At 64.8% G+C, this 13,511-nt stretch carries 13 protein-coding genes; 10 read left to right on the plus strand and 3 right to left on the minus strand.

Annotated elements, in window-relative coordinates; genetic code table 11:
• Positions 1-75: 75 nt before the first annotated feature.
• Complete coding sequence (locus NED97_RS13775) at positions 76-294, plus strand: hypothetical protein (protein WP_252487594.1); 219 nt, start codon at positions 76-78, stop codon at positions 292-294.
• A gap of 96 nt (positions 295-390) precedes the next feature.
• Positions 391-1,371 (plus strand): aldo/keto reductase, encoded by a 981-nt coding sequence (locus NED97_RS13780; RefSeq protein ID WP_252490629.1) that lies wholly within the window; start codon positions 391-393, stop codon positions 1,369-1,371.
• An 85-nt stretch (positions 1,372-1,456) separates the two neighbouring features.
• On the opposite strand, the gene NED97_RS13785 is transcribed toward NED97_RS13780, so the two are convergent.
• Positions 1,457-2,290: a hypothetical protein gene (locus NED97_RS13785; RefSeq protein ID WP_252487595.1), complete on the minus strand. Its 834-nt coding sequence runs from the start codon at positions 2,288-2,290 to the stop codon at positions 1,457-1,459.
• A gap of 474 nt (positions 2,291-2,764) precedes the next feature.
• On the opposite strand from NED97_RS13785, the gene NED97_RS13790 reads away from it, so the two are divergent.
• From NED97_RS13790 to NED97_RS13815, 6 genes are all read left to right on the plus strand, one after another.
• Positions 2,765-4,237, plus strand: a complete 1,473-nt coding sequence (locus NED97_RS13790; RefSeq protein ID WP_252487596.1) for an extracellular solute-binding protein — start codon at positions 2,765-2,767, stop codon at positions 4,235-4,237.
• Positions 4,238-4,272: 35 nt separating this feature from the next.
• Entirely contained in the window at positions 4,273-5,241 is a 969-nt protein-coding gene (locus NED97_RS13795; RefSeq protein ID WP_252487597.1) for a carbohydrate ABC transporter permease, read from the plus strand.
• Entirely contained in the window at positions 5,241-6,176 is a 936-nt protein-coding gene (locus NED97_RS13800) for a carbohydrate ABC transporter permease (RefSeq protein WP_252487598.1), read from the plus strand. Before NED97_RS13795 ends, NED97_RS13800 begins: the two co-directional genes overlap by 1 nt.
• A 6-nt stretch (positions 6,177-6,182) precedes the next feature.
• Positions 6,183-7,370, plus strand: a complete 1,188-nt coding sequence (locus NED97_RS13805; protein WP_252487599.1) for an ABC transporter ATP-binding protein — start codon at positions 6,183-6,185, stop codon at positions 7,368-7,370.
• A gap of 36 nt (positions 7,371-7,406) precedes the next feature.
• Complete coding sequence (locus NED97_RS13810; RefSeq protein WP_252487600.1) at positions 7,407-7,610, plus strand: hypothetical protein; 204 nt, start codon at positions 7,407-7,409, stop codon at positions 7,608-7,610.
• Between the two features lie 235 nt (positions 7,611-7,845).
• On the plus strand, positions 7,846-8,814 hold the full coding sequence (locus tag NED97_RS13815) for a sugar phosphate isomerase/epimerase family protein (RefSeq protein WP_252487601.1): 969 nt from the start codon (positions 7,846-7,848) through the stop codon (positions 8,812-8,814).
• A gap of 137 nt (positions 8,815-8,951) precedes the next feature.
• On the opposite strand, the gene NED97_RS13820 is transcribed toward NED97_RS13815, so the two are convergent.
• The gene (locus NED97_RS13820; RefSeq protein ID WP_252487602.1) at positions 8,952-10,148 is read right to left on the minus strand and encodes an MFS transporter; all 1,197 of its coding nucleotides are present in this window, start codon (positions 10,146-10,148) and stop codon (positions 8,952-8,954) included.
• 278 nt (positions 10,149-10,426) lie between these two features.
• Between NED97_RS13820 and NED97_RS13825 the strand changes: the two genes are divergently transcribed.
• Positions 10,427-11,548 carry a Gfo/Idh/MocA family protein gene (locus NED97_RS13825; protein WP_252487603.1) on the plus strand — a complete coding sequence of 374 codons (1,122 nt, stop codon included), beginning with the start codon at positions 10,427-10,429 and terminating at the stop codon, positions 11,546-11,548.
• Positions 11,549-11,870: 322 nt separating this feature from the next.
• Here the strand turns inward: NED97_RS13825 and NED97_RS13830 are convergent, their stop codons facing one another.
• The gene (locus NED97_RS13830; protein ID WP_252487604.1) at positions 11,871-12,119 is read right to left on the minus strand and encodes a hypothetical protein; all 249 of its coding nucleotides are present in this window, start codon (positions 12,117-12,119) and stop codon (positions 11,871-11,873) included.
• Between the two features lie 121 nt (positions 12,120-12,240).
• Between NED97_RS13830 and NED97_RS13835 the strand changes: the two genes are divergently transcribed.
• Positions 12,241-13,473 carry an HD domain-containing protein gene (locus NED97_RS13835; protein ID WP_252487605.1) on the plus strand — a complete coding sequence of 411 codons (1,233 nt, stop codon included), beginning with the start codon at positions 12,241-12,243 and terminating at the stop codon, positions 13,471-13,473.
• Positions 13,474-13,511 lie beyond the last annotated feature (38 nt).

Here is a 13,511-nt window from a genome sequence, read left to right on the forward strand (position 1 = left end):
TGCAGCGGTACTCGTCGTGATAGGTTTCAGTATCCGAACGCGAAGTATTTACGAAGTACCGTTCAATCATCGAACGTGTCGATCGCGCAGATTCGGTGGACCGTTCCGAGATCGTACGCGATTTTGCTCGGTGCCGCCCTCACCGCGAGTTTCGCGTACGCCGTATTCGTGAGGCAGTTGCTTCTCTGGCTGTTCGGCGTCGTGGCGCTGGCTACGTTCGTCCTCTCGGTGTGCGTCGTCTATCTCTTCTATCGGCTCGTGGTCGCCGTCGAGCGGATCGCTAACGGGTCGTAACGTGCGGTCTCGAGCCGCCAGGTGACGGTTTTCCGCGCCGACCGGCCGTTTTAGGCTGACGGCGGGAGAAGGACCGCTCGTATGAGCGACGACAAAATGGAGTACACCCGACTCGGATCGACCGGCCTCGAGGTCTCGCGGTTCTGCCTCGGCTGTATGAACTTCGGCGGCGAGCAGCCGTGGATGCTCGACGACGAGGAGCGCAGCCGCGAACTCATCGACCGCGCGCTCGACCTCGGCATCAACTTCTTCGACACGGCGAACGTCTACTCGCACGGCGAGAGCGAGGAAATCCTCGGTCGGGCGATCACCGACTACGACCGGGACGAGCTGGTGATCGCGACGAAGGTCTACGGTGACATGGGCGACGGGCCGAACAGGCGGGGGCTGTCCCGAAAGCACATCTTCGACCAGTGTCGGGCGAGTCTCGAGCGACTCGGCCTCGACTACGTCGACCTCTACCAGATCCACCGGTTCGACGACGAGACCCCGATCGAGGAGACGCTGTCGGCGCTCGACTCGCTGGTCGAGGAGGGGCTCGTCCGGTACGTCGGGGCGAGCACGATGCCGGCCTGGAAGTTCGCGAAACTGCTGTACACCGCCGACGTGGAGAACTACGAGCGGTTCGTCTGTATGCAGCCGGAGTACAACGCCGTCGACCGCCACGAGGAGGCGAACCTCCTGCCGCTGTGTGCCGACGAGGGGATCGGCGTCATCCCCTGGTCGCCGCTAGCCGGCGGCTTCCTCACGGGGAAGTACGACCGCGACGACGACGATCCCGACGGCGACGTCCGCGCCGCGACCGACGAGTACACGCGGGAGCGGTTCGCCGAAGAAAACTGGGAGGTCCTCGAGGCGATCCGCGAGGTCGCCGACGAGGTCGACGCGAGTGCCGCGCAGGTGAGCCTCGCCTGGCTGCTCCACCGGGACGTCGTCGACGCGCCGATCATCGGTCCGAAGTCGATCGACCACCTCGAGGAGAACGTCGGCGCGCTCGAGGTGTCACTCACCGACGAACAACTCGAGCGCATCGAGGCCCCGAAGACGCCGCGCTGGCCCGCGCCGGGGAAGGACTGATACGGTTTGCTGTAACGAGTTCCCGGCCCAACCGCAGGACGGTTCGCGGTTGTGCCGGAACTGACGTACAGCAGTCCGTATGAGGTCACTCGAAGACGGCGAACTGGGCCCGACAGGAGGGACAGCGGAGAACGGTTCTGGGAGCCTGCGACGCCGACCGGGGCGTTCCGCAGCACCCGTGTTGAGGTCCTTCGACGAGTGCTTCCTCGCACTCGGGACAGGTCTCGAGGAACGTACACAGCGGCCTCGCGGCGAGCCGGCGGAGCTCTCGCGGAGCACCGACGTCCGCCAGGGCGTAGACCGCGGCGACTTCGGCGACGGCGACCGGGCGCTGGAGCCACAGTTCGTCGGTCGCAGTGCTCGACTCACCCTCGAGAACGACGTGCGTGCGTCCGCGCGAGGTGACGATCGATCGGTCGACCGCTTCAGTCACGATGCTGGCGGTTGCGTCCGCGAGGTTGCGGTCGCTCTCGGCGGCGAGATCTGCCATCTCCTCGTGCCACCGTCGCTCGAACGACCGCGAGAGGAACAGTTGATCCGTCTCCTCGTCGACCTCGATCACCCCGTTTTCGACCAGCGCCGCGAGGACGGCCTCGCCGTCGGTCGACCGTTCGACCGCCGCATCGGCCGTGAGACCGTCGGCGAGCGATCCACCCTCGGCCTCCGGTTCGTCGTGGAACGGATCCCATGGAAGGGCCGCGACCAGCCGCGGAGCGAACTCGGGGGTGTACGGGACGAGGTAGCCGCGGAGCCAGATGCCGGCCGCGCCGAGCGTCGCCACGGCGACCGCCAGCGGCGGGGAGACGATCGCGACCGCGATCGAGGCGATTCCGAGAAGGACGGCGTTTACGACCGTGCAGGGCCAACAGCGGTTCTCGCCCGTGTACCGGGACCGTCTGATCCTGGAGAACGCCGACATTGCACTCTCGTTTCGGAGGTGACAACTTGAGCGTTCCGTCCACGCGAATCCCCGCCGGCGCGGTCGCGTGAATCGGGGAGCGATACCTGGAGAACGATTGTACACGGGATTACCGGTTCCCGCGTCGCCGACCGACGACGTCCGCCGGGACCTCGAGACGCGAGCGTTCGTCGAACGGATCGACGCCGCCGCGGTAATACGTGATTTCGGGCACCGCCTGTCTAGCAACTGGTTTCGCTCGTCGACGGTCACGACGATCGACTCCGATATCGCCTATTACCGCTCACTCGAACCGACGAGATCCCGTCGAACGCCGCCGGCGCCGTCCGGTTTTTCGAATCGCACGCCTAGTCACAACAACTGTAGTAAACACCCATAATGATAAATAGTAATAGTTCGTTATTCCGGCTGATGCATGGGGATAACTCACAAGGTACGGATTCACAACGCACCGGCGTGTCACGACGACGCTTCGTGAGGGGAGTCGGTGCGACCGGTGCGGCGGCCAGTTCGATCTCGGTGGCCGGCTGTACGGCCGCTCCGTGGGGGAGTAGCGACGACGACGACGTTCCCGACGGTGCCGAAGACTACGAGACGGTTGTCACCTGGCACGGCGGTTTCGCCGACGACGAGTCCGACGACGTCAAGGACGACGTCCGGGAGGCGCTGTGGGAGGCGGGGCTGTCCGAGGATATCTACGTCGACATCCAGCAGTCGTCCGAGTCGACCGACGACGTGCTGGACCAATACACCACCTGGCTGTCGGCGGGCCGATCGGACCCCGACATCCTCAACATGGACTCGGGGTGGACGATCCCGTTCATCGAACGCGGCCAGCTCGGCCGGATCGACGAGTACATGTCCGACGATCAGATCGCGGAGATCGAGGAGGACTACTTCCCGGCGAGCGTCGACTCCGTCCGCGACGAGGACGGCAACCTCCACGGGCTTCCGGTGTTCGTCGACCTCGGCCTGATGCACTACCGGAAGGATCTCGTCGAGGCGGCGGGCTACGATCCCGACGGAGAGGTGTGGGCGACGGAGCCGCCGACCTGGCAGGAGTTCTCGGAGGCCGTCAGCGCCGCGATGGAGGAAGACGACGAGATCGAGCAGGGCTTTACCTTCCAGGCGGACAACTACGAGGGGCTGTCCTGCTGTAACTTCAACGAGTGGATCACCACGTGGGGCGGCGCGTACTTCGGCGACCACGAGAACCTCCACGCCAACGTCGGCGACCGGCCGATCACCGTCGAGGACGAGCCGGTGCTCGACGCAATTCGAATGATCCGCACGTTCATCCACGGCAGCGACGCCGACGACACGCTCGACGACTTCGAAGGCGGCATCTCGCCGGAGGCCGTCCTGGGGTGGAACGAGGACCCCTCGCTCGGCCCGTACGGCGACGGTCGGGTGATCGCGAACCGCAACTGGTCGTACGCGGCCGCGATGCACGCACAGGACGACGACGAGGACGGCGCCGGCTTCGGCGAGGACCACGGCGTGATGCCGATCCCGTACGCGGTGACCGAGGACGAAGCCGAGTACGAGGGCACCGGCGGCACCGCCGCGGCGCTCGGCGGCTGGAACGCCGTTCCGAACCCGAACTCCGAAAACCTCGACGCGGTCGGCGAAGTCCTCGACGCGCTGATGGACCCCGACTTCCAGCTATTCATCTTCGAACACCCTCTGATCGGCAACATCCCGCCCCGCTCGGAGGCCCTCGAGGACGACGACGCCGAGGACATTCCCGTCATGGGCCGCTACGTCGACTCGATCAGGGTGGCCGGCGAGACCGCGACGGCGCGACCGGTCACGTCGCTCTGGCCCGACCAGTCGAGCGTGACCGCCAGTCACGTCCACTCGGCGCTTCAGGGCGACGAGACGCCGGCGGACGCGATGAGCAACCTCACCGACGACCTCGAGCAACTCGAGCAAGAGGGGAACTAGCGACCCCACTCGTTTCACCACATTAGCACGTAATAATGGCAACAGACAATCGGGGCGCGTCGAGCTCGACTCTTACGCGCCCGCACGTAGCCGTAGCCAACAAACTCGAGACCATCAGCGAGGACAAGTTCGCGTACTTCCTGCTGGTACCGACGTTCCTGCTGATTACGGTCGTCGCCATCTACCCGCTGCTCGAGACGTTCCGGCTGTCGATGTACGAAGACCAGCTCGGAAGCGTGGGCGTCGGTGATTTCGTCGGGCTCTCGAACTACGTCGAGGTGCTGACCGGCGCACGGGACGTCGTACTGCTGTCCGGCTTCTGGTACGGCGTCGCGATCACGCTCGGGTTCGCGCTCGCGAGCGTGTTCTTCGAGACGCTTCTCGGACTCGGAATGGCGCTCGTTCTCGACAAAGAGTTCCGCGGGCGGGCGGTCGTCCGCATGGCGATCCTCATCCCGTGGGCCGTCCCGGTCGTCATCCAGGGGATGATCTTCTACCTGATGTTCGAGCCCTCGATCGGCTTCGCGGTACGGCCACTCCAGGAGATCGGGCTGATGTCCTCGACGCCGCTGACGACCACTCGAGACGCGCTGATCCTGCTGATCACGGCCGACGTCTGGAAGACGACGGCGTTCATGGCGCTGATCATCCTCGCCGGCCTCCAGAGCATCGATCGCAGCCTCTACGAGGTCGGCCGGGTCGCCGGCGCCACGCGCTGGCAGCGGTTCGTGATGATCACCTTCCCCCTCGTTCTGCCCGCGATCCTCGTCGCGATGCTGTTCCGGACCCTGCAGGCGATGCAGGTGTACGGCATCGTCGTAACGATGTCGGGCTGTTCGACGGTGCCGTCGCTCACCTGCATGGTCGTCGAGACGTTCCGGGCCAACCGGTTCGCGACCTCGGCGACCGTCGCGTTCCTCACGGCGGGGATCATCTCCATCATCATCGGCATCTACCTGGTGAAGTTCGTCGACAGTCTCAGAGAGATCGGAGGTGACGTCTGATGGCGACCGAAACCGGACCGTCGACCCAGTCGGAAGACGATCAGAGCACGCTCCAGCGGTGGATCCAGCGCAGCATCCGCGATCCGCAGCTGGCCTACCGCGTGACCTTCTACACGGCGATGATCTTCTTCCTCGTCTTTACGCTGTTTCCGTTCTACTGGCTGGTGGTGCTCGCGCTCACGCCGAATCACCTCATCGTCAACATGGGAATTCTTCCCGGTGGATTCAACATCAGCGTGTTCTGGGACGTGTTCCAGCAGGTGCCGATACACCTGTACATCCTCAACAGCTTCATCATCGCGATTACGACGACGATCATCGTCTTGCTCGTCGCGAGCCTGGCCGGCTACGTCTTCGGCCGACTCCAGTTCCGCGGGAAGGGACCGCTGATGTTGCTCATCCTAATCATCTCGTTCTTCCCGCCGGCGGCGTTCATCCTGCCGCTGTTCCGGATCTTCACCGGCAACATCGAGATACTCGGAACCACGACGCCCGACCTGTTCAACACGGCCGGGGCGATGATTATCCCCTTCAGCGCGCTCATGCTGCCGCTGTCGATATTCATCCTCACGACGTTCTACGCGCAGATCCCGGACGGCTTGGAGGACGCCGCCCGCGTCGAGGGGACGACCAGGATCGGCGCACTGACCCGGGTGATCATGCCCCTCTCGATGCCCGGCCTGTCGACCGCGGGCATCCTCACGTTCATCGCCGTCTACCAGGAGTTCTTCTTCTCGTTCCTGATGACCGACGGCCGGGTGGAGAACTGGGCGCCGCTGGTCTGGGGGATCCTCAACTTCCAGGGCCGGTACTCGGACCTCTACAACTACATGGCAGCAGCGAGCATCATCGGCGTCCTGCCGGTCGCACTGCTCGTCGTCATCGCACAGGAGAAGATCGTCAGCGGACTCACGCAAGGAGCACTCAAGGAGTGATCACACATGGGAGAAGTAACACTCGAACACGTCACGAAACGCTACGAAGACGTCGTCGCGGTCGACGACATGAACCTCGAGATCGAGGACGGCGAGTTCGTCTGTCTCGTCGGCCCCTCGGGCTGCGGGAAGTCGACCACGCTCGAGTCGATCGCGGGGCTGACCACGCCGACGGAGGGTCGCATCGAGATCGCCGATCGGGAGGTGACGAACCTGCCCCCGAAGGACCGGGATATCGCGATGGTGTTCCAGAACATCGCGCTGTTCCCGCACATGGACGTCTACGACAACATCAGCTTCGGCCTCCGGCTTCGGAGCTACGAGCAGGAGGAGATCGACCGCGCGGTCGAGCAGGCGGCGGATATCGTCCAGCTCGAGGAGATGGAAGACCGTCAGCCGAGCGAGCTCTCGGGCGGGCAGCGCCAGCGCGTCGCCATCGCGCGGGCGATCGTTCGCGATCCCGAGGTGTTCCTGATGGACGAGCCGCTGGCGAACCTGGACGCGAAGCTGCGCGTCCACATGCGGACCGAACTCCAGCGGCTGCACAAGGAACTGGGCGTGACGACGATCTACGTCACCCACGACCAGGCCGAAGCGATGACGATGTCCGACCGGATCGCCGTCATCAACGGGGGGGAACTCCAGCAGATCGCGCCGCCGCTGGTCTGTTACAACGAGCCCGCGAACCGCTTCGTCGCCGGCTTCATCGGCTCGCCCTCGATGAACTTCGTCGAGGGCGAACTCGTCGCGAACGGTCTCGAGACGCCGAAATTCGCGGTCGAGTTCGACCCGAACCGGATCGACGGCGCCTCGGTCGGCGACGCGGTCACGCTCGGCGTCCGACCCGAGGACGTCTACCTCACGGAGAACGAACGATACGTGTCGGCGCCGGGCGATCCCATCGAGGTGACGACGGACGTCCTCGAGCCGATGGGCGACGAGGTCTTCGTCTACCTGTTGTTTGAAGATAGTGGGGATCGGACGATGGAACAGCAAGGCTCGCGCGGATCGGAGGAACTGCTGATGAGCGTCGATCCCGACACGGAACTCGAGGAGGAGGAAGCGGTCGAGGTCGTTCTCGATCACTCCAAGATCCACCTCTTCGACACCGAGACGGGGGCGGCGATCACCCACGGCGTCGAGGACCTCACGGACGCGCGCGTCGCCGTCGCGGACGCAGAGCACGACAGCTAGCCCACGACAGACACCACCACGTATCCACCACTACACATGGTAGAACCGCTCGCAATCGCCTACGTAACCGCCGTAACCGTCCTGTTTTTCTTCTGGGTCTACGGCATCGTATCGTTCGTCTTCGACCTGAAGAACAAGATCATCCCGGCGGCCGTCCACTACGCGCGGGGTCGACGGGAAAAGAAGGAGAAACGGGAACGGGAACGGGAGCGCGAAGAGCGCGAACGACAGCTCTACTGACGGAAGGTTCCGACGCCGGAGCCGTCCCGATGCGACTCCGACGACTGACTCCCGAACACCCCGTCGTTTTTCACTCGCGGGACTCGCTGAACCAGTCCGTCGGGAGCCCGCTTCGAGCCCGGTCGGAACGGGGTTCGGAGGGGAGCGAAATGCGCGACGAGCGGCCGCGCTGTACCCGGCGTTCGCCGCAGGTGACAGCCGGATTTATGACCCTCCCGGCCGTCGTTGCGGCCGTATGGATATCGGCGTTCACACCCCGCCGCTCGCGGACGAATCGCTCGAGGGCGCACTCGCATACCTCTCCGATATCGGCGTCGACGCGATCGAACCCGGCGTCGGCGGCTATCCCGGCGACGACCACCTCGTCCGGGAGGAGTACGTAGACGACGAGGACGCGCAGGCCGAACTCGAGGAACTGCTCGGCGAGTTCGATATGCGGATCAGCGCGCTCGCGACGCACAACAATCCGCTGCATCCGGACGACGAACAGGCCGAGGAGGCCGACACCGAACTCCGCGAGGCGATCGAACTCGCCGACCAGCTGGACGTGAACACCGTGACCTGCTTCTCCGGGCTTCCGGCGGGCGGCCCCGAGGACGAGGTCCCGAACTGGATCACCGCTCCCTGGCCGACCGAACACGCCGACGCCCACGAGTACCAGTGGGAGGTCGCCACCGACTACTGGTCGGACCTCGCGGGGTTCGCCGACGACCGCGGCGTCGACCTCGCGATCGAGATGCACCCGAACATGCTGGTCTACGAGCCCCACGGGATGGCTCGCCTGCGCGAGGAGACGAACGAGCGCGTCGGCGCGAACTTCGACCCCTCGCACCTCTACTGGCAGGATATCTCGATCACCGACGCGATCCGCTACCTCGGCGAGCGCGACGCGATCCACCACTTCCACGCCAAGGACACGAAGGTCTACGAGGAGCAGGCCCGCGAGAAGGGCGTCCTCGACACGACGGCCTACGACGACGAGGAGAACCGCTCCTGGCTGTTCCGGTCGGTCGGGTACGGCCACGGCGAGGGCCACTGGAAGGACATCGTCTCGACGCTGCGGATGGTCGGCTACGACGGCGCGCTGAGCATCGAACACGAGGACTCGCTGACGAGTTCCCGCGAGGGGCTCGAGAAGGCGGTCGAACTGCTCGAGCGCGCGGTGTTCCGCGAACAGCCCGGCGAGGCCTACTGGGCCGAGTAAGCGTTTCCGCCCCTCGATCATCGATTTTCGGCACTTTTCGATAGACGACTCCTGGTCTCGGGAGGAGACGCCGCTGCTGACGGTTCGAACGTAGCATCCGTGAGCGACCGGAGGGAGCGAGCGGCTTTTTTATCGAATTAGTAATCGATCGAGACGAACACGACGAGGAGGACCGCGCCGGCAAGAACGGCGAGCCCGAGAAACGCCTCGTCGAAGTACCCTCGGTCGGCGACCGCTCCGAAAAGGACCGGACTCAACGCGCCGAGCGCGATGTAGACCGTCCGAAGGGCACCCAGGTTCGTTCCTTGGGTCCCGTCCGGAAGTCGCTGGGTGAGATCGGAGATCACGATCGTCTCGAATCCCAGGAGAGTACTCGCGAACGCGGTCAGGAGGACGAACAGCCATATCTCGCCGACGTACGGGAGAACGACGAGCGCCAGACCGGCTGCACTCATGATCACTAGCAGCGGAACTCGGACGCCGACGCTGTCGTAGGCGCGGCCGGCGATCGGCTTCATCAGGATTCCGAGCGCAAAAAAGAAGCCAAAGAGTACGGTCGACACCTGCGCCGAGAACTCCTTCACATCGATCAGATACGTCGGGTAGAATCCCATGAACGACTGAATGATCACGCCCCACAACACGAGTAACGCGGTTCCTCGGAGGACGGCCGGATGAGACAACGTCGGGACGACGTCGCCGAGTTCGAGGTACTCGCGCAGCGGTGTCGCTGTAGCGGGTCGTCTCGGAAGCGTCGCCCAGAGACCGACCGCAGCAACGAGGAAGAGCGGGACGGCGAACCCGAAGCCGTACTGCCAGCCTATCACGACCGCGATGAACCCGGCGGCGGGCGGCATCACCGCGTTTCCGACGTCGCCGGCGGCCATCGTCGCGCCCGTCGCCGTACCGAGTTGCTCGGGATAGATCTTGTCCAGTATCGTGAACCGCGAGACGCCGTACAGGGCCGTTCCCACGCCGAACAGGGCCGTCGCCAGGAACAGGACGATCGGCGAGTCCGCGACGACGACGAGCGCGAGCATCGTCGCTGCGAGGAGGGAACTGGCGATCAACAGCGGGCGCTCCCCGGCCCAGTCGGCGAGGATTCCGCCGGGAAGCTGCCCGAACGCGTACGCGATCCAGAGAACCGTCAGGAGGAGCCCGGCGGTCGTGAGCGTGAGGCCGTACGCATCGCTGATGTGCGGCAGTAACGCCGGGTAGATCATCCGGACGCTGATCGACAGAAACCAGCCGAAGGCGACGGCGAGGAGTATCTTCCCGCGCCCGCCGCTCGAGAGGTCCGAAATCACTCGTTTCGCAGCCGAAATGTAGCGCACGGACAGTGAGCGTCACCTACCTGTTCGTTCTCGGTCGCGCTCTTCAGTCTTTATAGAGACGGGCTGGCGAGTCCCCGACCGAAGCACGAGTACGTTCGTACCCGTACGTGGCCGGAGAGATCGAGTGCTTTCAGTACAGTCGTAACACTCAGCAACTGTTTCAGTAAAAAGTGGAACTTGTTCTCACAACGGCAGCGTGAGCAGATCGTCCTCTCGTCAAACAGCAAAGAATCCCCGAGACAAAAAGCACTAACTACATCTGTGGTGAACGATCGCGTATGACCCTCGAAGTCGGCGTACTCGGCTATCGGTTCATGGGGAAAGCCCACGCGAACGCACTGGCGCGGCTGCCGATGTTCTTCCCGGACGCTCCGGACGTCGAGCGCAGCGTTCTCGTCGGTCGCGACGAGGAGGCGCTCGGCGAGGCGGCCGACCGGCTCGGCTTCGCGGAGATCGCGACGGACTGGCGCGACGTCGTCGACGACGTCGACGTCTTCTACAATCTCGGTCCGAACCACGTCCACGCCGACCCCTCGATCGCCGCCCTCGAGGCCGGCACGCCCGTCTTCTGCGAGAAACCGCTCGCACCCATGCTCGAGGAGGCCGAGAAGATGACCGAGGCCGCGCGCGAGTCCGGCGTCCCCCACGGCTGCGCCTTCAACTACCGGTTCGTCCCCGCGATCCGGTACGCGAAGCGCCTGCTCGAGGCTGGCGAACTCGGCGAGATCCGCCACGTCCGCGGCCGGTACCTCCAGGACTGGCTGGTCGACCCCGAAGCGCCGTGGGCCTGGCGCCTCGACGAGGAGCTGGCCGGTTCGGGCGTGCTCGGCGATCTGGGCGCTCACACGGTCGATCTCGTTCGCTTCCTGGTCGGCGACGACGACCTCGCGGGCGACATTGAGCGCCTCAGCGGGCACCTCCGGACGTTCGTCGACGAACGCCCGGTCCCCGATAGTGACGAGACCCGACCCGTGACCGTCGACGACGCCTACTCGGCCCAACTCGAGTTCGCAAACGGCGCGATGGGGACGCTCGAGGCCACTCGCTACGGAACCGGGCACAAGAACGACCACACGATCGAGATCCAGGGCTCCGAGGGGAGTCTCCGGTTCTCGCTCGAGCGGCTGAACGAACTCGAGGTGTTCCGACGGGGCGAGAACCGCGGCTACGAGACGATTCTCGTTACGGACGAGGACGATCCGTACGTCGACCACTGGTGGCCGCCGGGCCACGTCCTCGGCTGGGAGCACACGTTCGTCCACGAGAACTACGAGTTCCTTTCTGCGGTACACGAAGACGGCGAGTTCGCACCGAGCTTCGAGGACGGGCTGGCCGCCCAGCGCGTGCTCGCGGCGATCGAAGACAGCGACGAGCGCGGCGAGTGGGTTACGCCCGAGTAACGCTCGGCCCGTCTTCTACCCGACTGCCGTTCGGTCTGCCGTCCGTCCGGTTCTGACGGTTCGGTTCGTATCGCCTCTCGAACTCGTGCTCACGCTACACGTCGCGTAGTACTCAGAGGAATCGTACGTCGACCTCCACGAGACCGTGACTCGAGACGTCCTTCGAGTGCTGAACGGCGAGCAGCCCGAGAACCCGGTCAACGAGGACGTCCTCTCGAGTTGAGCGTCGTCGGTCAGACTGCTTCCGGCTGCGTCCACGGACCGATGGTACGGCAAAAATGGGTGTCTCGAGCGCGCTCTTTTTCGAGCAAACGACCGGCGATCACTCCGAATCGATCTTCGTGACCGTGTGGATTTCGTCGTAGCGGACGCTTCCCTCGTCGAGAGGCTGTTCGTCGAGTTCGAGGTAACCCGGCTCGACGCCAGTTACCGTTCCCGTGACGTCGAACGCGTCCTCCTCGGTCCGTTCCTGGTTACGGACCTCGACGACGTCGCCGATATCGACGTGTTCCTGAACGAGTTTCGTCGCTCGTTCCTCGTCGGCGTCCGGTGGAATCGTGAGTTGTGACATCGTACGTAACGCGGACGATATCCACGGCTAAAGTATTGCTGTCGTCATATCCAACGCGATCCCCGACTCGAGCGAACCGGGTGGACGACGGTTTTTGTACTTACCGGACAAAATACCGACAATGAAGATCATCAAGGACAGCGTCCACGATCACATCCGGATCGACGGCGTCGCTCGAGCGCTGCTGGATACGCCGGAGGTACAGCGGCTTCGTCGAATTACGCAGCTCGGAACCGTCTCACTGGTCTACCCCTCAGCCAATCACACCCGGTTCGAACACAGCCTCGGCGTGTATCACCTCGCGTGCGAGGCGCTCGAACAGCTCGGCGTCGAGGGCCGGCAGGCCGAGCGGGTCCACGCCGCGGCGATGCTCCACGACGTCGGCCACGGTCCGTTCAGTCACAACCTCGAGTCGCTCACGTACCGGCGGACGGGTCGGTATCACGACGACGTTCACGACCTGCTGGCGAACGGGACGGTCGGGGAGGTGCTGCGCGAACACGACCTCGAGCCCGGGCGGGTCGCGGACCTGGTCGCCGGCGAGGGCCGATTCGGTCAGCTGGTGTCGGGCGAACTCGACGTCGACCGCATGGACTACCTGGTGCGCGACGCCCACCACACGGGGGTCCCCTACGGGACGATCGATCACGGCCGGCTGGTTCGAGAGCTCACGTTCACCGACGGCGAACTCGTCCTCGCGGAGGGGAACGTCCAGACCGCGGAGAGCCTGCTCGTCGCGCGAGCGCTGATGAACCCGACGGTCTACAGCCACAGCGTCGCCCGGATCAGCAAGGCCATGCTCCGTCGCGCGGCCGAACGGCTGCTCGAGTCGCCCGACGCCGGCGTCGACGCCGAAACCCTCCAGCGGATGGACGACTACGACCTGGTCGTGGCGCTGCGATCGTGCGAGCCGACGAGTGCGTTTTCCCGGCGACTGGACCAGCGCGACCTCTTCAAACGCGCGGTGTGGGCGGAGATCGACGACGTCCCCGGCGGGATCATCGAGGCCGATCACGACGCCATCCGGGAGTTCGAACGCGACGTCGCCGACGAGGCGGGCGTCGACCCAGCACACGTGATCCTCGACGTTCCGGGCCGTCCTTCGATGACGGAGTCGACGAGTCGCGTGATGGTCAACGGCGACGTTCGGCGACTCGGCCAGCAGTCGCCGCTCGTCGAGGCGCTTCGGGCCGCCCAGTACTCCCAGTGGCGGCTCGGCGTGTACTCCCCGACCGAACTTCGCGAACGGATCGGACGGGCCGCCGTCGACGTGCTCGGACTCGATATCGACGGCGCGCTGGTGAGCGAAGTTCGGGACGGACTGGATACGACGCTGGATCAGTTCGTCGACTGATCCGCTCTCTCGCAGACAAAACGCGAACCGTTGAAGGG

The sequence above is a fragment of the Natronococcus sp. CG52 genome (assembly GCF_023913515.1).
Classification (GTDB): domain Archaea; phylum Halobacteriota; class Halobacteria; order Halobacteriales; family Natrialbaceae; genus Natronococcus; species Natronococcus zhouii.

Coding starts and splice junctions, on each gene's coding strand:
- NED97_RS13835 (WP_252487605.1), top strand. CDS start 12,241: ATGAAGATCATCAAGGACAGCGTCCACGATCACATCCGGATCGACGGC.
- NED97_RS13830 (WP_252487604.1), bottom strand. CDS start 12,119: ATGTCACAACTCACGATTCCACCGGACGCCGACGAGGAACGAGCGACG.
- NED97_RS13825 (WP_252487603.1), top strand. CDS start 10,427: ATGACCCTCGAAGTCGGCGTACTCGGCTATCGGTTCATGGGGAAAGCC.
- NED97_RS13810 (WP_252487600.1), top strand. CDS start 7,407: ATGGTAGAACCGCTCGCAATCGCCTACGTAACCGCCGTAACCGTCCTG.
- NED97_RS13780 (WP_252490629.1), top strand. CDS start 391: ATGGAGTACACCCGACTCGGATCGACCGGCCTCGAGGTCTCGCGGTTC.
- NED97_RS13795 (WP_252487597.1), top strand. CDS start 4,273: ATGGCAACAGACAATCGGGGCGCGTCGAGCTCGACTCTTACGCGCCCG.
- NED97_RS13815 (WP_252487601.1), top strand. CDS start 7,846: ATGGATATCGGCGTTCACACCCCGCCGCTCGCGGACGAATCGCTCGAG.
- NED97_RS13805 (WP_252487599.1), top strand. CDS start 6,183: ATGGGAGAAGTAACACTCGAACACGTCACGAAACGCTACGAAGACGTC.
- NED97_RS13800 (WP_252487598.1), top strand. CDS start 5,241: ATGGCGACCGAAACCGGACCGTCGACCCAGTCGGAAGACGATCAGAGC.
- NED97_RS13785 (WP_252487595.1), bottom strand. CDS start 2,290: ATGTCGGCGTTCTCCAGGATCAGACGGTCCCGGTACACGGGCGAGAAC.